The following is a 19,813-nucleotide window of genomic DNA, read 5'->3' on the forward strand; positions in this document are numbered from 1 at the left end:
GATTTGACCTAAGGTTGGAACCGATTGCTCTTCAACCTGCGGAGGCAGGTTTTGTCTGTATAGACGCGGTTTCAACCGCCCAGTCTTCCGTTTTATTGTTTAATTTTTAATTGTTGATACACACAAATGCGAATCCTATTCACTATTGCTCACTTCTACAATCCTAGCGGTGACGGGAAACACGCTTCCCAACGAAACGATCCCCAACCGCGCATCAATGCTTTAACTGCTTGCGTGACTTCGCTGCAAGCTTTGTATGGCCAATCTCAGTGCATGATTGACATTAGTGAATGTGCCACTATCCCAGCCAATAAATCTCAAAAGCACGAAATCGATATTGTTGTTTGCACTACTCAAGGTTATCACCTTTTGCCTCAACTGCCTGTCCAGCCGAGGTCTTTTATGCACCACGCTACTAAATGCGAACCGCTGCTGTTGGGGTTTGAGTGTCAGGCTGTTTTGCGTTCTTGCCTTAACAAATACGATTACTTCTGTTATTTGGAAGATGATTTAGTTCTCCACGATCCGTGGTTTTTTAGTAAATTAAATTGGTTTACGCATCATGGTGGACATGGAAATTTGTTGCAACCCAATCGCTATGAAGTATCGCCTCAAGGGGCTGTTTTTAAAGCATATATTGATGGTGATTTAGTGGCCGGAGCTACTGCTAAATTTCAAAATGTGGAGGAGCAGCCGCAGTTAGTAGGAAAAATTATGGAACAGCCAATCTCTTTTGAGCGGACTTTGAATCCTCATTCCGGTTGCTATTTTTTGAGTGCGGAACAGATGGCTCACTGGGCTAAGCAGTCTCATTTTTTGGACAGAGATACTAGCTTTGTTGGCCCGCTGGAAAGTGCGGCAACTTTGGGAATTATGCGGACTTTTAGAGTTTATAAGTCAACTCCTGCTTATGCTAATTTTTTGGAAATTCAACATTTTGGAGTGAGTTTTCTGAAGTTGATTGGTAATAAGGTGCGGATTTCGGAGGAAGTTGTAGACGGCGGTTGAAACCGCACCTACACAAACGAATTCCGCCTCCGCGGAATGAAGAGAAGATCAAACGACGGTTGAAGCCACCCCGTTTTCTTCAACCCGCGGAGGCGGGTTTTGTCTGTATAGACGCGGTTTCAACCGCCCGGTTTTCTAGGAATTCAATTTATCGCCGATGCTAACTGTACCGCTGTTGAGGATTTTGGCTAAAACTCCTGTTTGTGCGTGACCGAATTCTTGTTGCAGTAAACTGAGTAGGGCTATATCTCGATCGCCCGTTTGTGGATTTACTTCTACGTTGACACAGCGACCAATTCGTGCTGTAACTTCGATCCGTGCCGCACCTAATTGAAACTTTTTTCCGATTAACTCAAATTCCGACCAAGCTGAAATGCCCTCTAGCACAACGTTTGGGCGAAATCTGCCTACATCTATATTTTGCTGGGCGACTTCGGTTAATCGATCGAGTGTAGCTTGACTGAGAAGAGAAATATGTACCGGTTCTCGATCGGGATAACGAGTTTCCCCACTACTGTTACCGATTAACCGCAAAGGTGCAAGCTGCGGGTGTCTCGCTTCTTTTGTTGGTTGAATCGCCGCCAGATAGTCGGTAAAAAAAGTGCTGATGCGATCGCGCCCCGCTGCTGTGTTCGTTTCTGCCGATAATACTGCAACTCCTTGACGCTTGACTGTTAAAACAGCCGTTTCCGGTTGATAATGGCATTCCAAAGCTGCTAGCAGAGGCCAATCGTTTTGAACCGCCAAATATTTTTTGCTAATCCAAGACGCGCTATCGGCGGGCATCTTTGCACCTTCAAGATAATCTGTAAATAGCAGCGCAAAAGCGCGATCGCCCTTAATACCGTGTCCTTTCGTTAAAGCAAACTCCGACATTGCTTGCGGTGTTAGTCCTTTAATTGGATAAGTAAATAACTGTTTGACTGTTGCTACTATCATAAAAATCTCGGAAATTGCTACAATTTTAACTTGAGATCTTCTTCCACCTTTATTAAGGTTATGCAGGCTAGTTTGATTGTCATGCTTAAGGTATGTAGTTGCGCTTCAGCGCTCTTTATAATATTAGGAAAGAGGGCTAAAGTCCAACAACGTACCTATTTCTCTTTAATCAAGGTATGTAGTTGCGCTTCAGCGCTCTTTCCTAATATTATGAAAGAGGGCTAAAGCCCAACTACGTACCTGTTTCCATGATAACAATAAAACCACCGCAGACATTAATTTAACTCAACCTAAAAACCAATTAAGCTAGCAATTCATAGCGGCGAATATCTGGAGGTGCAACTGCTAAACCGTCTAATTTCTTGACTGCGGCTTGAATGTGAGTAGAAGCGAGATGCTGTTCGAGCAAAGCTGCACTTTCCCACTCTTCAACGAAGGTAAAATCTGTAGGATCAACTTTATTTTGGAGAAGTTCGTATTTGATGCAGCCTTCTTCTTGCCGAGTTGGCTCCATAATGCTCAGCAGTAGAGATTTAAGTTCTGCTACTTTGTCGGGAAAGGCTACGAGGCGTGCGACTACTCGCAAGTTTGGTGTGGACATAGGAGAAAAAATCAACAGATATGGCGATCGAATTTACCGAATATTTATCGGGCAAACTCTATTAAACACGATTTTATATCATGTCTGCGGTGACCACAACAATTAAATAGGTTCGTAGTGAGGACTTCAGTCCTCATCCAAGAAAGGACTGAAGTCCTCACTACAAACCTTTTTTCTTGGTGTATTCTACCTTCTTCCCTCTACCTTCTTCCCTCTACCTTCTTCCCTCTACCTTCTTCCTTCTACCTTCTTCTCAATCTTTGGGATAAAATCGCTTGTTGTCTGTAGAATATTCCCAGGCGATCGCCTCCGGGTCTTTTTCGCTACTCCACTGAGCAAACTCTGGCTTAACTTTCCATTTGCCGATCGTACTTGCATGAACCTTGAACCTGCGGGAAAGTTCCGTTTGGGTAAAAGAGATTTTGGGCTTTTGAGGAGTCTTGGTTTGAGCAATCGGAAATAAATTTGGTTTTTTATCTTGTGCTTTTTCCCGATTTGTGGGAGGCTCTTGAACAGCTACTGTTGCATTAGGTATTTCGCTTTGAGTGACAGTTGGAGCTATTTGAAAATAATACAAAATTCCGCCTTCTTCGGTTACTTGAAAATCGGCGGCAAACTCAAGAGCCCGTTCGTCGAGATATTCTTGAACCTTGTCTCCGGGGAGTTTCGCATTCATCGCCAAATCCAAGGCCGTAACTCGCCCTTGATTTTCCTTGATCAACCTGTAGAAAACCGAGTCTAAATGAGCGAGTCTGTGTTTTTGCTGCTGCTGGTAAAGCTTGTAAGCCCAAGCAATGCCCGCTGTGGTGGCGATCGCCCAAAACATCGTTCCCGACTCGAAACTGGCAACCGCCGTCAAGCAAATAGGCAAAAGCAGGGTAAGATATCCCCAAATGCTGCCCTTCTGTTGGTTATTGCTGTTTTTGACCATAGTTCCTAAACGGCTACGTAGTTTAGTTTAGCAGAGCGTGTCTGAAAGCCGCAGGAGTGTTTTGACACTGGATATCTCGATCGCCCTTGCCAAAAAACGGATACCGTCCGACGTACTCCTGTCAAGGGATTGCTTCCAATTTTAGACCCCAGTTAAAGCCCCCAGATTCAGATCGAGGAGTAAATCTCAAATCTAAAAATGGAAAATCGACTGAAACACTCTACTACAACATCCTATAATTTACTTTTTGCAACCGAGGATTCATGTACTTTTTTCGCAAACAGATTGCCATCCTGTTCGTAGTTTTTGCTTGCTGTACGCTGACGATTAGTTGCAGCGGCGATAACCGAACTGTCCAGTGTACCAAACTTATTGCAATTGTCACCAAAGGCAGCGCTCTCATCAATTTTAAGAACGGCACCTACGATGCTGCAACGAGCAAGAACTTAGCTAAAGATTTGAACCAGACAGCTAAAGAAATTGAAGCTTTGCGAATCACAGATGCAACCCTCAAAGAAATTCAGGGGCCGTCGGTTAAATATTTCCGGGACATGGGTCAAGGACTCGGCGATATAGGTAAAGCTCTTGAGGCAGGAAATCGGGCTTCTACAAGTATAGAAGGTCGAGAGCAAATCAAAACAGCTCAAGCAGATATTATCCAAGCCGGACAGCGGGCAAATCAAGCAGCCAAAAGTCAAGATGTTTTGACTGCCAAACTGATTAATTATTGTAAGAGCGATCGCTAAATAGGTAATTACAAAAACAACCAGAAAATCAATTATAATATCCAGCAAGATGTTATTGTTTTTGGCGATCGCCTACATCACAACCAATGACCAATGACCAATGACCAATGACCAATGACCAAATTCAATGATGAATTTCTAGATTCAAAATATAGGAACCGAGTTGTACTTTTTCCGACCACAACTCATATTCTAACCGCAGGTGTTCCGGTTCCGGCTTTCCTGTCAGGGTCAAGTTGCGGGTGAAGTTTCGGAGGCGCAACTGTTCGGGAGTCGCCAGCGATTCGCCCTGAAGCCAATAACGGCTCAAGCCGTACATTCCGCGTTCCCAGCAGTGGCGGTAACTGTACTTGCCGTTTCCTTGCATCGTCATAATCACTCGATAGGGCGAAACTTCCAGCCACAGCAACCGGGGTTTTGTAGTTGTGGGCAATATAGCGACTTGCTCGGCAGAGTCGTCGGATTCGTCGGCAACTTGGCGATCGAGTATTGCTGGTTCGTGCAACAACAAGTGAAAGCGATCGCGGTCTTTTTGATACAGGGTACCAGCGGTTTCAACAACTGACCACAAAGGTAAATCTGTGGATACCAGCGATAAACTTACGGGCTTGCGATGGTGCGTCAGCATAAATAAAAGTGTACGAGTTATTGTGGTTCGGGCAGTTTGAGATTTGAGATTTTAGAGTTTTGATTTTAGATTCTAGATTTTCTCGGCTCCAAATTCCGGAACTTTTGATTAAAAAACATACAAAATCTACAACTCGCAGTCAGAAATATAAATTTTTTCAGTCCAAAGTCAATTATCCGATCGATAACTCAGAGCTGAACCTGAAATCTCAGCAGATATACGGACTGTAATTGTGAAATCAAGGTAAAATCCATGCAGTGGTATCTCCTCTCCCCTGTAGCCGATCGCAGTTTTAGCAAATAATGGAACTGTATCCACCTGCTCCCAACCCTTATGCAGTCTGTCATTCCCCAATCTAAAATTTAAAATCTAAAATCTAAAATGGTATGACTTAGGACTGGGAAAAGGTTAGGATAGCTAACGCCGTCCCATCCTAGTCTATCTCATGCAAGCTGCCATTATAACTACTTCGCCCCAGAGCGAAAGTCAAACTTTAAGCATTCAAAAACCTGCCTCGGGCTTGTCGCTGCGAGGCAGAATTCGAGTTCCGGGCGATAAGTCGATTTCTCACCGCGCTTTGATGTTGGGTGCGATCGCCCGCGGTGAAACTACAATTGAGGGACTGCTGCTAGGAGAAGACCCCCGCAGCACTGCTAAATGTTTCTCCCTTCTGGGAGCCTCCGTTTCGGAACTCAACGAGGAACGGGTAACTGTCCGGGGCGTTGGAATTGGTGAGTTACAGGAGCCTCTGGAAGTCTTGGACGCGGGTAATTCCGGCACGACGATGCGGTTGATGTTGGGAATTTTAGCCTCTCATCCGGGGCATTTTTATGCGGTAACGGGTGACAGTTCTTTGCGATCGCGCCCCATGTCACGGGTAATTAAGCCGCTGCAACAAATGGGCGCGCAAATTTGGGGTAGAAAGAGCAATTCTTTAGCTCCTTTAGGGATACTCGGACAGCAATTAAAGGGGATTCACTACCATTCTCCGATCGCCTCAGCTCAAGTTAAATCCTGCATTTTGCTAGCCGGTTTGATGGCCCATGGAGATACTACAGTCACAGAACCCTCTCTTTCGCGGGATCACAGCGAGCGGATGCTGCGGGCGTTTGGAGCTAAATTAACCGTCGATCCAGAAACTTGTAGCGTGACAGTCAGTGGCGGAGCGCAACTGCAAGGACAGAATGTAATTGTACCGGGAGATATTAGTTCGGCGGCATTTTGGCTAGTTGCTGGGGCGATCGTCCCAGGTTCCGAACTCGTAGTCGAAAACGTCGGCGTCAACCCAACTCGTACAGGTATTTTGGAAGCTTTGGAAATGATGGGCGCCGACATTGAACTGCAAAATCAGCGAGATGCTGCGGGGGAACCGGTAGCAGATATCTTGGTTCGCTTTTCCCCACAGTTGCGGGGATGCACCATTGCTGGCGACTTAATTCCCCGACTGATTGACGAAATCCCGATTTTGGCAGTAGCCGCAGCCTTTGCGTCGGGTACTACCATCATTCGAGATGCGGCCGAGTTGCGAGTCAAAGAGAGCGATCGGCTGGCCGTGACTGCTGCGGAACTCAACCGCATGGGAGCCAAAATTACCGAGTTACCAGACGGTTTGGAAATTACCGGGGGAACTCCGTTAACTGGCGCGGATGTTGACAGCTACACCGATCACAGAATAGCGATGAGTTTGGCGATCGCAGCCCTCAGCGCCACAGGCGTTACTAACATTCACCGGGCCGAAGCCGCTGCCATTTCCTACCCTGACTTTACCGCCACTTTGCAACAAGTTTGCCATCCTAATTGATAGTGGGCATTGGGCATTGGGCGGAGCGTAGCGGAGGGATTGGGCATTGGTTGCTGGTTACTTGTTATCGGTTATTGGTATACCCTCACAAATAACCACTGACTAATGCACTGATGACTAATGACTGATGACTTCGTCTAAGAATCTCGACCGACAACTTGTTCTTTTAAAGAATCAATTTCCGTTAACAACTCTTTGCGGCTAGTAGCATTGAGCAAATAGCGGTAGACAAACCAACCCGTATATCCGATACCAATCAACTCAAAAAAGGGAGCTACCAAAGGGACATCATTAAGAGCATCTAAAACTCCCAGCGTTACCTTAATACTAATAGCGCCTGCCAGGATTAAACCAATAGTTACCAGAGGTTTTTGATATTCAACAAAAAAGGTTGAGAGATAAGCTGGAAGCTCGGACAAAATTGTGAGAATTTGATCTTTAATATCTTGGGAGTGGCTCCCTGGAGTTTCTGAGGTCATTGTAGTAATGACCCCCGGCTGGTCACTCACTAGGTCTACTGTCACAACTTCAGTGATAGTTTGCGTGTCGTCAGAAAAGTTAGCTTGGGTCATGGGATAGTTCCTCCGTTGTCAAGTAAAATTGCACGCTTTGAGTTACTGCCAGTATGATTATCCGGCAATTAGCACAGCATTAATGCTACTGGGGCTAATTGATGAGATTAAGGCAGAGCTTCACCAATTGCAAGCAAAAATAACGATATGTGTTGATTCTAAACAATTGCCACTGTTGACAAATCGCTCTTTTGACTCATTTTTTGACTTCCCTGAGGTCGATTTGATTGGCACAAGTGCGTCCTTGTTCAAAATCGGTGATATTGCCGATCGTGGTTTCAGCGATATTTTGCAACGCTTCCTCGGTGAAAAAAGCTTGATGTCCGGTAATCAGGACGTTGGGGAAAGTCAGCAAGCGCTGAAATACGTCGTCTTGAATCACCTGATTTGACAAATCCTCAAAAAACAGATCCGTCTCTTGTTCGTAAACATCTAAGCCGAGGTAGCCAATTCTACCAGACTTCAGTCCTTTGGTAACAGCTTTAGTGTCGATCAACTGACCGCGACTGGTATTGATCAACATCATCCCCGGTTTCATTTGCCCGATCGCCTCTGCACCGATTAAATGATAAGTTTCTGGTATCAGCGGACAGTGGAGGCTGACAATATCAGAGTTGGCGAACAGTTGGGCCAGCGCCACGTATTCCATCCCCAAGGCTAAGCAATCAGGGTTTGGGGAAACATCGTATCCCAGCAAGCGACAGCCGAATCCGTGCAGAATTTTGGCAGTTAGCGCGCCTATTTTGCCAGTTCCGACGATTCCCACCGTTTTACCGTGGAGGTCAAATCCCAACAAGCCGTCTAGGGCAAAATTGCCTTCGCGGACTCGGTTGTAGGCCCGGTGGATTTTGCGGTTGAGGGACAAAATCATTGCGACTGCGTGTTCGGCGACGGCGTAGGGAGAATAAGCGGGAACTCGGACAAGAGTTAAGCCTAAATCGCGGGCTGCTGCTAAATCGACGTGATTGAATCCGGCCGATCGCAAAGCCAACAACCGAACGCCATTTTGGGCGATCGCCCGGAGCGTTTTTGCGTCCAAAGAGTCGTTAACGAAGGCGCAGACTGCCGGAAATCCAGCAGTCAGAACGCTAGTTTCCAAGTTCAGGCGCGGTTCAAAAAACACCAACTCGTGTTTGTCGGCGTTGGCTGCTGTCAGAAAAGTGCGATCGTAGGATTTGGTGCTGAATACGGCTACCTTCATGATTTTTGCCTGCAAATCCAGTAATAGTTGGCGATTCCTTCCAGATTAACTCTCTTTCCTTACCACCACCCCATTCCCTCAAAAAACTTGGCTTCCCTGAGAAATATGGGGTTTCGTGACGATAGCATTTCTGAAGCAACCCGATTTTTAGCCCGATCGCAAATCCTGGTGACGTTAGAAAAAAAACTGCTTAAACTATAGTAAAGCACGAGCCTTCACTTACTAATTATTTAGGAGAAACTCAGATGCGAAAACAACTCAAAACAATAATTCATGAAATCTTAGAATCCTCAGAAAGCAGCAATTTCTACAGCTTAGCAGATGACATTTTTATCACCTGTTTGATTTTGATCAACGTCGCAGCTTTTATTGCTTCTACTTCGCCTCACTTGTTGCACGAACACAAAGTATTGTTGGAACACATCGAAATTATTTCATCCTTAGTGTTTACAATAGAATATGTTTTGAGGTTGTGGGTATGTACAGTAGATCGCAGATACAGCCACCCACTTTGGGGAAGATTTAGATACAGTCTGACACCGCTAAGCATAATCGATTTAATCTCAATTTTGCCATTTTACGCCTTGCTATTGTTTCCGAATTTAAGCTTCGTTAATTTAATTCGACTCCTCCGTTTGTTGCGCTTGCTAAAAATGAGCCGTTATTCAGAGTCTGTAAGAACTCTAGGAGCAGTATTGTATGCAAAAAAAGAGGAGTTAATCGCCACTGCATTTGCCGTTTTCATTCTGTTAATATTTGCATCTAGCGTCATGTATTTTGTTGAATACGAAGCGCATCCAAAAGCTTTTGGAAGTATCCTCGATTCAATGTGGTGGGGAGTTGTGACATTGACGACTGTCGGCTACGGCGATATTTATCCTATCACTCCTTTAGGTAAATTGTTAGGAGCAATGTTAGCATTTTTAGGTATAGGAATTTTTGCACTGCCGGCTGGGATAATTGCTTCTGGTTTTTCCGAGGAAGTGCAAAGGAGAAAACAGGAAAGAATTGGGGCAAATTTAGACCAATCTGCTAATTGTCAATCGGTACAAATGCTCGGAGAAGTCGAGATTGGTTTTGAACAACAGCAAAGGGCGATCGCGCTTTACGTCGAAAGTTCCGCCGACTTAATGCAAATGTGCATCAACTCAGCGAAACAGAAGCTAGGAAGTCATATTGAGAATGAAGAAGTTCTTCGGGATTTAGCTATTCATCTGTACAACGAAACTGTTCGCAAATTCCAGCTTTAATCGAAGCTAAATATTATCTATCGATTACAGGTTCGTAGTGAGGACTTTAGTCCGCATTCCTGAAGGACTGAAGTCCTCACTACGAACCAATGACTAATTACCAATCTGGCGGTAAATTGTAATATTCAAGAGTCGATCGATCTTTGAGCAATTCTTGAGTTTGTTCATCCACCCGAATCTGACCATCAGCCAAGATTAACGCCCTTTGAGTCGTTTTCCCAATCCAGTTCAAATCGTGGGAAGCGATCAAAATTACCTCGATCGGCAATTGCGACAAAACCTTAGCCAAATGCCTACGCCACGATGGATCTAGTCCATTTGTTGGCTCGTCTAAAATTAAAATTGCCGGCTCTAATGCTAAAATAGCCGCTAATGCTGCTAACCTTCTTTGACCCCCAGAAAGCTCGTGGGCCGAACGGTTAGCAAATTCTACCAAACGGAATTCGTCTAATAAGCTTAAAGCCCGATCGCGCGCCATCTCCAAAGATACCCCATAATTGCGCGGCCCGAACATCACATCCTCTAAAATAGTTGGCATAAATAGCTGATCGTTAGCATCTTGAAAGCAAAACCCAATCTGCCTCCGCGCTTCCGATAAAGTTGCCTGTTCTAGCTTAATTCCCTGCACTCTAACCTCGCCAGATTGAGGCATTTTCAAGCCGATTAAATTTTCCAGTAAAGTGCTTTTGCCAGCACCTGTTAAACCAAGTAGAGCAACTCTTTCTCCCGGTTGTAAGGTGAAGGAAATTCCTTGCAATACAGGTTTTTGCTGCGGATATCCGAATACTAAGTCTTGCACTTCGATTGTTGGCGTCATTTTGAGATTAGTCAATTTTTGTTTACCTCGATTTTCGGATTAAGAGTTTTTAACCGCAGAGGGCGCAGAGAGCGCAGAGAGAGGAATTGAGAAGGTAAAAGGTAAAAAGTTAAAATATAGATGCACGAATTAATCAATTCCCAATGCCCTATGCCCAATTCCCATAAGAAGCTATTGTTAATCCGACTGCGGTTAAAATCGTGACTGTGAGCCAGAATCGCTCTTTTGATGTTGATTTTGACTCGGTGGGTAAAGTTCCTTTGTAGCCGCGAATTAGCATGGCTGCGTGGACTCTCTCGGCGCGATCGAGACTTCGCAAATAAAGAGCTCCTATCATTGAAGCACTGGCGTATCTCAGCCATCCTACGCTACCCGACAAACCTCGCAGTTGAGCGGATCGTTTCATCCGGTTGACTTCTGCGAGCAATATTTCTAAGTATTGTCCAGCTAAAAGCACAATCTCTTGTAAGCCTGCTGGTAGGGGCAATCCTTTCAGGGCAATTCCGAAACTGTGGGGCGGCAAAGTTAGCAGAAAACTGTTCATAATTAGCAGGCAAATGAGGGAACGCAGCAACAGAAAACTCGCTCGTTCCCAACCTTGGGGTAGCACTAATAAGGAGAGGAAAATTAATTCTGCTCCTAATAGTTGCAGCAGGGTTCGCAGCGGTGCTTTCAGCCAAAGTGACCAAAAAAGTGCGATCGCCCCATAGATGCCCAGCCACAGCCAAGCACCCATTTTCATAAAACCAATCCCAATCACAATCGTGAGAGACAGTCGCAATCGAAAAGGTATTGATAATTTAAGCATCTTTAGATTTCACCAACTGAGCAATCCCAAAAGCCGTACCGAAACAAATAGCAGAGCCTAAAACTCCAGCAATGCTAGTACCTATTGGTTGTTCTTCTAATCCTTTAACACCGTAACCAGCTAGAGGAGTTGGAATCTCAATCGCCACAGCTTCTTTATCTTTAAAACCGTATTGTTCTGCTACCGCTTCTAACCCATCAGGCCAACTTGAAGCGAACAGAGAAAGCACGCCACTAATTAATAAAACTCCAATTACTGGCACTAGCCATTTCTGTAATTGTGGCTGTTCTCCTGGTAACAAATCCGGCCGTACTTTCACGAGATAAGTTAAAACGCCGCCTGTAATTAGCCCTTCACCAATGCCAATTAAAATATGTATGCCTACCATTGCTGGCAATGCGATATTCAGCGGTACTGTACCAGAAATTGCCAATTCAATAGCCACACAAATCGAAGCGGACACAACACTGAGAGCGGCCGCAATCCCCGCAGCTAGCGGCAAGCGATTTCTGGAACCTCCCAATAGTTGCTGCAATGGCTGCAACAGCCACCAACCCACCCAAATTCCGACTAGCCCCATATTAAAAATATTCGCTCCCAGTGCGGTGATGCCCCCATCCGCAAACAAGACGCTCTGAATTATAAAAACCGTACTCATCGCCAGAGTTGCCGCCCAAGGGCTACCCAAAACCACGGAAGCTAGCGCGCCTCCCAACAAGTGCCCGCTGGTGCCACCTGCTACAGGAAAGTTAATCATCTGGGCGGCAAACACAAAAGCCGTGGTTAAACCCATGACTGGAGCTTGTCGCAACCCAAGACTGGCGCGGGTTCGATTTAGGGCAACTGCAATAACTGCTGCGCTTGCTATGCCCGTGGCAATTGCTACGGGCGGTGAAAGAAAACCATCAGGTATGTGCATCGATATCTCCAAAACATGAGAACTCTCAACCTTTTAGTCAACTCTTTTTTACAAAACTTTACAATCCCCTCTGGGGGGATTTTTGCCGATTTTGGTTTCAGAAGCCACGTATTATCGGCTTTTTGATAACTATTATCAATAATTCTCGATCGACTGGGTAGTAAAATCCCTGAACAGTAAGGCTTTTATATAAATCTTAAAATAAAATTAACAAAAGACTGAAAGTCAATAATTGGTTTTATTATCTGTTTTTGAGAATAAGTTGCATTACTAGCTTTTTAAAAGAAGCAGCAAAAATGCTCATTAGCTAGTAAAACTAAAAGTTTTGGGTGCTCTAAAAACTAAAAAGCCGGATTCTATTGCTAGTTAATGTCCTTTTAGCAGTATTTTAAGGCGATCGATCGCGTGAATGTGCGATCGACTCCTCCGCACGGCTTGTATTCTCAAGAAACTCAAAATACTAATGCAACTATTCTCAAATACGTTCCCGAACAATCCAAACTCAATGAGGCCCGATAGCGGTGCAAAATTCAATCGAAAAATCAACTACCGATTTAGTTCCATCTGAATTTCCCAGACAATTAGATATTGCTCAAGTTTCTGTCTACGGGCTGAGCATTTTATCCGCTGGTTTATTTCTGTTTATGCCTTTCGTTAACGTACTCCATCCCAGCCCTTGGCAGCGATGGATGGGAACCATTCACGGCATGGGTTCAATGTTGGCATTAGTAGTCATGGCTTATACCGGACACTTAGCATTTCCCTTGCTACGGGGAGTCGGTAAAATCTTGCCACAAATGCGTACATTAGCCTTTTGGTCAACTCTTTTGAGTTTTTTAGCCATTGCTACCGGCAACTTATCATATATGCGCTATCGAGCAGGTGCAGATTTCGGTGGAGCTCGCGCTTGGCTGAAATCAAACTCGCCTTTAGTCCAGTATGTTTTGATGGAATACCACGAATTTACCGTGCTATTTACTTTGCCATTAGCAGCAGCTTGCACCTGGATTTTGTGGTACTACGGCGACTCAATTTTAGAGAAAAAAAATCGCCCCGTTTTAGCAGCTACTTCTGTAGCTTTGATGGGAATCATGTTTTTTGCAATGGGCGGCATGGTTACCGGACTTGGTGTTGCTAAAATTCACGCTCTTTAGTTAGTTTTTAGATTAACTAATGACTAGCAACTAACAACTCAATCTAGGAAATCCTGAAATGACTCGACAGTTATCCCGCGACAAATCAGCGACCAATGAACCTATTTACGGCAAAATCTGGAGCAATCTCAAAGAATTTCCACAAGGATTAGCTGAGGGAGCAGCAACTCCGCCGAGTAATTCTGGCCCGGCTGCTGCTGCATTAATTAGTGCTGGCATTGGTTGTTTCACAATGATGGTGAGTCACCACTTAGGGGACACATCCAAAGAGATAAACGAAATGCTTTGGAATCTCGGCACTTGGATTCCCGGAAGCAAGACTGGTAACGAAATGTGGGGCAATATCGGCAGCTATACCGGTAAGGAAACTATGTTGCTTATCGGTTGGCTAGTCAGTTGGCCAATACTGTATGCAATTTGGAAGAATAAAAGTGTTAAAAGTCGCACCATATTTTTCTGGATGTTTGCTTTGTTAATGGCTTCCACAGCTATGTCTTGGCATCCTTTGTTCCCCTATTTGCCGTTAACTTAAGTAATACGAGGTTTGATGATGGAAACAAAAAGTAAGCCACTCCCGGCGAGGGAGATGCACAAATTCGTTTGGGTTGGTGTAGGACTTTTTACTCTTGTATGCGTGACTTATCCCATTGCTATGTGGCGCGTCACCCAAATGGAAAAGTTTCGCGGTATTTATGTCAAATCTTTGACAATTGAGGGCAAAGAACCCGCGAAGAAGGTGGCAGATGCTAGCATTGTTGCTAAGGTAGCGGAACCAGCTATTGCCAGTAGCCCAGCACCTTCGGCTTTAGTGGTTGATAGCACAAAAAAACTGCCTGAAAAGTCTCCTGAAATTGCACCTTTCACAAATAAGTCTCCTGAAACGGCTATTGCAAGTAGCCCTACAGATAAGACTGTCCAAGCATTGCCTGTGTCAGCGGGCAAGCAGGAAGTTCAGGCGGTTGAGGTCACTAATCAGACAGCGGAAATTACCGATCGCACCAAACTAGATGAGTTAGCTCTAAAAGTGTACGATCGCATCAATCAGACTTGGCAAGCTAACCCCACATTCACTCAAAATCTAGTCTATCGAGTCACTGCAAGTCAAGACGGGGCGATCGGCAACTTCGAGCCCCTCAACCAACCAGCCAAGGATTACACCCAAGAAACCCCCCTGCCAAATCTGCTCAAATCTGCCCAAACTACCAGCAGCAGTGCAATACCCGTAGCTAAATTGACAGTAGTATTTGCACCTACTGGAACCTTAGAAGTTAACCCCTAACTCAGATACAACATCCATCCCGTAAGGTGCATAATTTGCACCTTACTTTTGCTTGTTAACTAAAATGTGATATTATAAACACCACCCTGTTAAGCATTCTACCTCTCAGACAACAAATGAAAGAACTTGACGAGAAAAAAACCCAAGAACTGCTATGCACCATCATGGAATGGGAACTAGCAGGAGTAGTGCGCTACACCCACTATGCACTCATGGTGACAGGGCCAAACCGAATTCCCATCGTGCAGTTTTTTCAAGCACAAGCAACCGAATCCCTACTCCACGCCCAACAAGCCGGAGAAATTTTAACAGGTTTAGACGGACATCCCAGCCAAAAAATTGCCCCCATCGAAGAAACATACAAACACTCCATCAAAGACTTGTTGGAAGAAAGTTTAAATCACGAGAAAAAAGCGCTCAAAAAGTATAAATCCTTACTTGAAGTCGTCACAGACTCCAGCGTTTATCTCGAAGAATACGCCCGCACCCTAATTGGACAAGAAGAATTGCACCAAGTGGAACTAAAAAAAATGCTGCGGGATTATAGTTGATTTAGTCATTAGTCATTAGTCATTAGTCATTAAGGGTAGGGTGCGTGGCTACCTTGAATCCCTTAAAAAAATAGATGATCTCGGAGCGACGCACCTTGCTATTGTTCAATACCCCGGACTGTTTTTTGAGCAGCGACCCAAAGCCTCATTCTACCGTTAATATTTCACAGAGGCTGGAGCCCAGAACCCCCATTCTACCCTTGGTCATTGAAAACTGTCCGGACTATTGATTGTTAGTTGTTATTGATTGCGATAGATAGCAGCTTCTGAATAACCTATGACTATTTGACTAATCACCAATAACCCTTCGACTCCGCTCACGGTACTGCAAATAACTAATAACCAATAACTAATAACCAATAACTAATAACCAATAACTAATAACCAATAACCAATAACCATATAATGAACTTTACTGAAGCCATCCCAACCTTTGTAATTACTCTCCGTGAAGGCGTAGAAGCCGCCTTAGTCGTCGGAATTGTCCTAGCTTGCTTGAAAAAAGCCGACCAAACTCACCTCAATTCTTGGGTTTATGCAGGTATCGCAGCAGGCATTGCTGCTAGCGGTTTTGTCGGTGTTTTATTCAATGGATTGCTCGCAGCACTATCAACATCAAATCAGCCTTATGCACCCGTAATTAAACAGCTATTAGAAGGCGTATTGGGAATTTTTGCGATCGCCATGCTAAGCTGGATGCTAATTTGGATGACTCAGCAAGCCCGCTTTCTCAAAGCCGAAGTTGAAGGCGCACTTACCGCAGCTTTAAAATCAAACACGAATGCTGGCTGGGGCGTATTCGGCTTAATTTTTATCGCCGTACTTCGCGAAGGTTTTGAAACAGTTATATTTATCAGCGCTCAATTTCAACAAGGTTTAACTCCAGCTTTAGGTGCTGTGGGCGGTTTGCTTGGGGCTGCAATCATTGGTTCCCTAATTTTTAAATGGGGTGTCAAAATAGATATCCGCCAGTTTTTCAAATTTATGGGAATCTTATTATTGCTAATCGTCGCCGGTTTAGCAGTCTCTGCACTCAAACATTTTGACGCCTCCGCTGCCATTTTGTCCCAGACGGATAGCCAGTATGCAGCAATTTGTGTTTTTTACGATCGCACGGCACCAATCCACTCCTGTATTTTAGGCCCGATGCTGTGGAATGCAGCCGGAGTTTTGCCCGATCGACAATTTCCGGGAGTGATTCTCAAAGCGCTCTTTGGATACCGCGATCGAATCTATCTTTTGCAAGCTGTTGGTTATACAATATTCTTACTAACAGTCGGCGGTCTTTACTTCCAAAAATTAACCCCTCAAGCGACTCTTCCTACCAAAAATACTCAGCCTGCTCGCCCTCAGTAGCCTTAGCCTTGCTAGCAGTTTTTATCCTTTGCTTGGCTGCTCCAAGGGCGATGTTCATTCAGTTGACAGTTGACAATTGACAGTTGACAGTTGACCGCTTGAGGGCAACCTCTACCTGGAAGTCCGAGTAGGGGAGTAATGAATCGTCTGATTTTAATTTATACGCCAAACCGAGAGGCTTTCAACCAATTATTTCTGGTAAAAAATTCCCATCAAAAAATCCCCTCCAATTTTCAGGTTCGGGGATTGATTATTTGAATTATGTATGATACTATTTAATAATGGCAATATAGTTTATTTTTTGGATAAATACTTATATTTCTATTATTTAATAATACCGTCAATAGCGACAAAAAGCAAGTGGCAATCTTCAAAAAAAAGAAAATTTTTTAACTAAACCTAACAAAATTTTAAAAGTTAACAACGAGCGGTTAACAGATGTCTCAAAAACCGGGCTTAAGTGTTACAGCATTTAAGCAGTATATTTCAATGACCCGTTATCGAGTCGCCAAATCCTCTATCCGAATTCCCCTATATGGGTCGATCGCCACAGACAATCTCTGACACCCGCAGCAGCTTACCCTTAGCGCCATTGCCTGAAGTCCCAGGCAAACCCAGAATAAACCGGAAACTGTTCTTGTCGGCAAAAAATCGACTCCCAGGAAGATTTTTGGCGAACAGTTTTCTGATATGCGCTCAAGAGGGCTTATAATTAGTACAAGAATATTTACAGAACCCTAAAAGTTCTTAATGAACCTTATAATCCTTAATGCAGCTTAAAATTAAAAAATTGCTCCTTAAAGTTACCTGGAACCCCCAGAAGGCTGTAGCCTCCGCCATCTGGTTAGCGGTGAGATAAATGATGATGCCTCGGATACTTGTTATTGATGATGACGCGGCGATCGCCGAACTCGTAGCCGTCAACCTAGAAATGGCTGGCTACGAAGTCACCCAGGCAGAAGACGGCATCAAAGGTCAGGCACTAGCAATACAAATGCTCCCCGACCTGATCATGCTAGACCTGATGCTGCCTAGAGTAGACGGATTCACAGTGTGTCAGCGATTGCGGCGTGACGATCGCACAGCCGACATACCCGTCTTGATGTTGACAGCCTTAAGTCAAACTCAAGATAAAGTAGAAGGCTTCAACTCCGGCGCCGACGATTACCTGACCAAACCCTTTGAACTAGAAGAAATGCTGGCGCGAGTGCGAGCCTTGCTGAGGCGCACAGACCGCATCCCCCAAGCTGCCAAACACTCAGAAATCCTGAATTACGGCCCGCTAACTCTTGTCCCCGAAAGGTTTGAAGCTGTTTGGTACGTTAATACCGTCAAACTGACTCACCTAGAGTTCGAGTTGCTGCACTGCTTGCTCCAGCGCCACGGTCAGACAGTCTCTCCCAGCGAAATTCTCAAAGAAGTCTGGGGCTACGACCCCGACGACGACATCGAAACAATTCGCGTACACATCAGACATCTGAGAACCAAGATGGAACCAGATCCCCGCCATCCTCGGTACATCAAAACCGTATACGGCGCGGGTTATTGTCTGGAATTGCCGAGCAACGAGCAAGTCGCCGAGGAAAGCAAATCCTCTGCTTGAGCTAGCGCCCCAGATGCGACGAGCAATTAAAAATCTAGCTAAAAAAGCCTGAGAGCAAGTGTTCTCAGGCTTTTGATTTGAAAGGAAGGAAGAAAGAAGAAGGAAGAAGGAAGAGGCAAGAGGAAAGAGGGAAGAACTTGTATCGGCTGGGCTGTTTGATTCTCAGGAAAACCAGAATTTTGTAGGGTAGTGCCCCGTGCCTACCCCCCGCCCACGAGGGCAACCACGGGGGGATTGCCCCTACAAAGAATGAAACAGCCCTATGCCTGTACCGAGGGCTTTGTACCCTGGAGGTTTTTGGTCAATTGCAACACCTTAGTAAAATTCTTTATCAATAAATCTAGATATATTTCACGATCGCTAAATCCATACCAATCAGAAAAACTCTGGTTATCGATCCCTCCGACTCCATGAAACCCTTATAAAACAGTCTTTTCCGCAGCCTTGTTACATATCTAAACCAAACTTAATGAAAAACTTTATCAAAAAGACTTGACTCAGCCAGCAAAATTGTTGATTATCTATATCAATAAGCTCCACAAGCTTAAGACTCAATTGACACTGTTCTCAAGAGGTAACTCGCCGTGACAAGCATGGCCAAAAAATCCTTCCCAGCCGAAGGAGAAACCTTTCCCTGGTGGGCCGGCAACGCCCGCTTAATCAACCTTTCCGGTCGCTTGCTGGGCGCTCACGTCGCCCAAGCCGGCCTCATCGTCCTCTGGGCGGGAGCCTATAGCCTGTTTGAGCTTTCGCGATTCAACCCAGAATTACCCATGTACGAACAAGGCTTGATTCTGCTACCAAACCTAGCCAGACTCGGCTTAGGTGTCGGAGCCGGAGGCAAAATTGTCGATACTTATCCGTACTTTCAAATTGGTGTCGTACACCTCATCAGCTCAGCCTTTCTCGGCTTCGGCGGCATCTTCCACTCCCTCAAAGGGCCAGCCACCCTCGAAGAAAAAACTCCTTTCTTCGGCTACAGATGGGAAGACAAAGACAAAATGACCACCATCTTAGGCATCCACCTAGTTTTGTTAGGTATTGGAGCCTTCTTGTTGGTGGCCAAAGCAATGTATTTCGGTGGTTTGTATGATACCACGATCGGGCAAGTGCGCGTTATTTCGGAACCGACTTTCAACCCGACTGTGATTTTTGGCTACCTGTTCGGTGCAGGCGGCAAAAACTGGATTGCCTCTGTTAACAACCTCGAAGATGTTGTCGGCGGCCATATCTGGGTAGGAATTCTCTGCATAGTCGGCGGGTTGTGGCACATTCGCACCAAGCCTTTTGCCTGGACAGAAAACCTGTTCGTCTGGTCAGGAGAAGCTTATCTCTCTTACAGTCTCGGCGCTTTAGCTTTAATGGGCTTCATTGCCGCCTACTTTGTTTCAGTCAATACCCTGGTTTACCCAGTTGAATTCTTCGGCCCAGCTTTAAAAATTGGCATCCAGCAATATCCCTATTTCGATAGCGGAGAAGTTTTGACTTCTCGCGCTTGGCTGGCAAATTCCCACTTCTGGTTAGCCTTCTTCTTTTTGCAAGGACATATTTGGCACGCTTTACGATCAGCAGGATTTGACTTCCGCAAAGGCGAAGTCGCGAACCAAGTTGCAGCGAATGCGGCCAGTTAATCAGAATTTACGCGCGGG

The 19,813-nt window shown here is 45.0% G+C and carries 20 protein-coding genes; 11 read left to right on the forward strand and 9 right to left on the reverse strand.

Annotated features, from left to right (window positions below):
- Positions 1–126: 126 nt before the first annotated feature.
- Positions 127–1,008 carry a calcium-binding protein gene (locus QZW82_RS23295; RefSeq protein ID WP_293153543.1) on the forward strand — a complete coding sequence of 294 codons (882 nt, stop codon included), beginning with the start codon at positions 127–129 and terminating at the stop codon, positions 1,006–1,008.
- A gap of 135 nt (positions 1,009–1,143) precedes the next feature.
- On the opposite strand, the gene QZW82_RS23300 is transcribed toward QZW82_RS23295, so the two are convergent.
- The 3 genes from QZW82_RS23300 to QZW82_RS23310 form a co-directional block, all read right to left on the reverse strand.
- Positions 1,144–1,947 carry an MOSC domain-containing protein gene (locus QZW82_RS23300; protein WP_293153545.1) on the reverse strand — a complete coding sequence of 268 codons (804 nt, stop codon included), beginning with the start codon at positions 1,945–1,947 and terminating at the stop codon, positions 1,144–1,146.
- A gap of 301 nt (positions 1,948–2,248) precedes the next feature.
- Positions 2,249–2,548: a putative quinol monooxygenase gene (locus QZW82_RS23305; RefSeq protein WP_293153548.1), complete on the reverse strand. Its 300-nt coding sequence runs from the start codon at positions 2,546–2,548 to the stop codon at positions 2,249–2,251.
- A gap of 253 nt (positions 2,549–2,801) precedes the next feature.
- Entirely contained in the window at positions 2,802–3,479 is a 678-nt protein-coding gene (locus tag QZW82_RS23310) for a hypothetical protein (protein WP_293153551.1), read from the reverse strand.
- Between the two features lie 263 nt (positions 3,480–3,742).
- Here QZW82_RS23310 and QZW82_RS23315 point away from each other — a divergent pair, with 263 nt between their 5' ends.
- Positions 3,743–4,225, forward strand: coding sequence for a hypothetical protein (locus QZW82_RS23315; protein ID WP_293153554.1), 483 nt, complete (start codon positions 3,743–3,745; stop codon positions 4,223–4,225).
- Positions 4,226–4,349: 124 nt separating this feature from the next.
- Here the strand turns inward: QZW82_RS23315 and QZW82_RS23320 are convergent, their stop codons facing one another.
- A complete protein-coding gene (locus QZW82_RS23320; protein ID WP_293153557.1) occupies positions 4,350–4,853 on the reverse strand; it encodes a hypothetical protein in 504 nt (167 codons plus the stop codon).
- 445 nt (positions 4,854–5,298) lie between these two features.
- Between QZW82_RS23320 and aroA the strand changes: the two genes are divergently transcribed.
- A complete protein-coding gene (aroA, locus tag QZW82_RS23325) occupies positions 5,299–6,654 on the forward strand; it encodes a 3-phosphoshikimate 1-carboxyvinyltransferase (protein ID WP_293153560.1) in 1,356 nt (451 codons plus the stop codon).
- 137 nt (positions 6,655–6,791) lie between these two features.
- Here the strand turns inward: aroA and QZW82_RS23330 are convergent, their stop codons facing one another.
- Together QZW82_RS23330 and QZW82_RS23335 are read right to left on the reverse strand one after the other, a co-directional pair.
- Positions 6,792–7,226, reverse strand: coding sequence for a CAAD domain-containing protein (locus tag QZW82_RS23330; RefSeq protein ID WP_293153563.1), 435 nt, complete (start codon positions 7,224–7,226; stop codon positions 6,792–6,794).
- Positions 7,227–7,422: 196 nt separating this feature from the next.
- Positions 7,423–8,427, reverse strand: coding sequence for a 2-hydroxyacid dehydrogenase (locus tag QZW82_RS23335; RefSeq protein ID WP_293153566.1), 1,005 nt, complete (start codon positions 8,425–8,427; stop codon positions 7,423–7,425).
- A 245-nt stretch (positions 8,428–8,672) separates the two neighbouring features.
- On the opposite strand from QZW82_RS23335, the gene QZW82_RS23340 reads away from it, so the two are divergent.
- Positions 8,673–9,677 carry an ion transporter gene (locus QZW82_RS23340; RefSeq protein WP_293153569.1) on the forward strand — a complete coding sequence of 335 codons (1,005 nt, stop codon included), beginning with the start codon at positions 8,673–8,675 and terminating at the stop codon, positions 9,675–9,677.
- 97 nt (positions 9,678–9,774) lie between these two features.
- Here the strand turns inward: QZW82_RS23340 and QZW82_RS23345 are convergent, their stop codons facing one another.
- The 3 genes from QZW82_RS23345 to QZW82_RS23355 all read right to left on the reverse strand — a co-directional run bounded on the left by QZW82_RS23345 (position 9,775) and on the right by QZW82_RS23355 (position 12,221).
- Positions 9,775–10,494 carry an energy-coupling factor ABC transporter ATP-binding protein gene (locus tag QZW82_RS23345; RefSeq protein ID WP_293153572.1) on the reverse strand — a complete coding sequence of 240 codons (720 nt, stop codon included), beginning with the start codon at positions 10,492–10,494 and terminating at the stop codon, positions 9,775–9,777.
- Between the two features lie 148 nt (positions 10,495–10,642).
- Positions 10,643–11,302: an energy-coupling factor transporter transmembrane protein EcfT gene (locus QZW82_RS23350; RefSeq protein WP_293153575.1), complete on the reverse strand. Its 660-nt coding sequence runs from the start codon at positions 11,300–11,302 to the stop codon at positions 10,643–10,645.
- Positions 11,295–12,221 carry an energy-coupling factor ABC transporter permease gene (locus QZW82_RS23355; RefSeq protein WP_293153578.1) on the reverse strand — a complete coding sequence of 309 codons (927 nt, stop codon included), beginning with the start codon at positions 12,219–12,221 and terminating at the stop codon, positions 11,295–11,297. Before QZW82_RS23355 ends, QZW82_RS23350 begins: the two co-directional genes overlap by 8 nt.
- Before the next feature lie 521 nt (positions 12,222–12,742).
- Between QZW82_RS23355 and QZW82_RS23360 the strand changes: the two genes are divergently transcribed.
- From QZW82_RS23360 to QZW82_RS23390, 7 genes are all read left to right on the forward strand, one after another.
- Entirely contained in the window at positions 12,743–13,375 is a 633-nt protein-coding gene (locus QZW82_RS23360; protein WP_293153581.1) for a hypothetical protein, read from the forward strand.
- A 58-nt stretch (positions 13,376–13,433) separates the two neighbouring features.
- Entirely contained in the window at positions 13,434–13,907 is a 474-nt protein-coding gene (locus tag QZW82_RS23365; protein ID WP_293153584.1) for a hypothetical protein, read from the forward strand.
- A 54-nt stretch (positions 13,908–13,961) separates the two neighbouring features.
- Positions 13,962–14,654 (forward strand): hypothetical protein, encoded by a 693-nt coding sequence (locus QZW82_RS23370; RefSeq protein WP_293153587.1) that lies wholly within the window; start codon positions 13,962–13,964, stop codon positions 14,652–14,654.
- A 116-nt stretch (positions 14,655–14,770) separates the two neighbouring features.
- Positions 14,771–15,205 (forward strand): ferritin-like domain-containing protein, encoded by a 435-nt coding sequence (locus tag QZW82_RS23375; RefSeq protein WP_293153590.1) that lies wholly within the window; start codon positions 14,771–14,773, stop codon positions 15,203–15,205.
- Positions 15,206–15,610: 405 nt separating this feature from the next.
- Entirely contained in the window at positions 15,611–16,561 is a 951-nt protein-coding gene (locus QZW82_RS23380; protein WP_293153593.1) for an FTR1 family protein, read from the forward strand.
- Between the two features lie 865 nt (positions 16,562–17,426).
- Positions 17,427–18,164, forward strand: coding sequence for a response regulator transcription factor (locus QZW82_RS23385; RefSeq protein WP_293153650.1), 738 nt, complete (start codon positions 17,427–17,429; stop codon positions 18,162–18,164).
- A gap of 593 nt (positions 18,165–18,757) precedes the next feature.
- The gene (locus QZW82_RS23390) at positions 18,758–19,795 is read left to right on the forward strand and encodes a chlorophyll a/b binding light-harvesting protein (RefSeq protein ID WP_293153596.1); all 1,038 of its coding nucleotides are present in this window, start codon (positions 18,758–18,760) and stop codon (positions 19,793–19,795) included.
- The last annotated feature ends 18 nt before the right edge of the window (positions 19,796–19,813 follow it).

Origin of the sequence: Microcoleus sp. bin48.metabat.b7b8b9.023 (assembly GCF_013299185.1) — a bacterium.
In the GTDB taxonomy this organism is placed as follows: domain Bacteria; phylum Cyanobacteriota; class Cyanobacteriia; order Cyanobacteriales; family Microcoleaceae; genus Microcoleus.

Bases quoted from the DNA above. Each gene is read 5' to 3' on its own strand.
- QZW82_RS23315 (WP_293153554.1), top strand. From the start codon at position 3,743: ATGTACTTTTTTCGCAAACAGATTGCCATCCTGTTCGTAGTTTTTGCT.
- QZW82_RS23350 (WP_293153575.1), bottom strand. From the start codon at position 11,302: ATGCTTAAATTATCAATACCTTTTCGATTGCGACTGTCTCTCACGATT.
- QZW82_RS23300 (WP_293153545.1), bottom strand. From the start codon at position 1,947: ATGATAGTAGCAACAGTCAAACAGTTATTTACTTATCCAATTAAAGGA.
- QZW82_RS23385 (WP_293153650.1), top strand. From the start codon at position 17,427: ATGCCTCGGATACTTGTTATTGATGATGACGCGGCGATCGCCGAACTC.
- QZW82_RS23335 (WP_293153566.1), bottom strand. From the start codon at position 8,427: ATGAAGGTAGCCGTATTCAGCACCAAATCCTACGATCGCACTTTTCTG.
- QZW82_RS23365 (WP_293153584.1), top strand. From the start codon at position 13,434: ATGACTCGACAGTTATCCCGCGACAAATCAGCGACCAATGAACCTATT.
- aroA (WP_293153560.1), top strand. From the start codon at position 5,299: ATGCAAGCTGCCATTATAACTACTTCGCCCCAGAGCGAAAGTCAAACT.
- QZW82_RS23340 (WP_293153569.1), top strand. From the start codon at position 8,673: ATGCGAAAACAACTCAAAACAATAATTCATGAAATCTTAGAATCCTCA.
- QZW82_RS23370 (WP_293153587.1), top strand. From the start codon at position 13,962: ATGCACAAATTCGTTTGGGTTGGTGTAGGACTTTTTACTCTTGTATGC.
- QZW82_RS23295 (WP_293153543.1), top strand. From the start codon at position 127: ATGCGAATCCTATTCACTATTGCTCACTTCTACAATCCTAGCGGTGAC.
- QZW82_RS23330 (WP_293153563.1), bottom strand. From the start codon at position 7,226: ATGACCCAAGCTAACTTTTCTGACGACACGCAAACTATCACTGAAGTT.
- QZW82_RS23355 (WP_293153578.1), bottom strand. From the start codon at position 12,221: ATGCACATACCTGATGGTTTTCTTTCACCGCCCGTAGCAATTGCCACG.
- QZW82_RS23310 (WP_293153551.1), bottom strand. From the start codon at position 3,479: ATGGTCAAAAACAGCAATAACCAACAGAAGGGCAGCATTTGGGGATAT.
- QZW82_RS23380 (WP_293153593.1), top strand. From the start codon at position 15,611: ATGAACTTTACTGAAGCCATCCCAACCTTTGTAATTACTCTCCGTGAA.
- QZW82_RS23345 (WP_293153572.1), bottom strand. From the start codon at position 10,494: ATGACGCCAACAATCGAAGTGCAAGACTTAGTATTCGGATATCCGCAG.
- QZW82_RS23320 (WP_293153557.1), bottom strand. From the start codon at position 4,853: ATGCTGACGCACCATCGCAAGCCCGTAAGTTTATCGCTGGTATCCACA.
- QZW82_RS23390 (WP_293153596.1), top strand. From the start codon at position 18,758: ATGGCCAAAAAATCCTTCCCAGCCGAAGGAGAAACCTTTCCCTGGTGG.
- QZW82_RS23375 (WP_293153590.1), top strand. From the start codon at position 14,771: ATGAAAGAACTTGACGAGAAAAAAACCCAAGAACTGCTATGCACCATC.
- QZW82_RS23305 (WP_293153548.1), bottom strand. From the start codon at position 2,548: ATGTCCACACCAAACTTGCGAGTAGTCGCACGCCTCGTAGCCTTTCCC.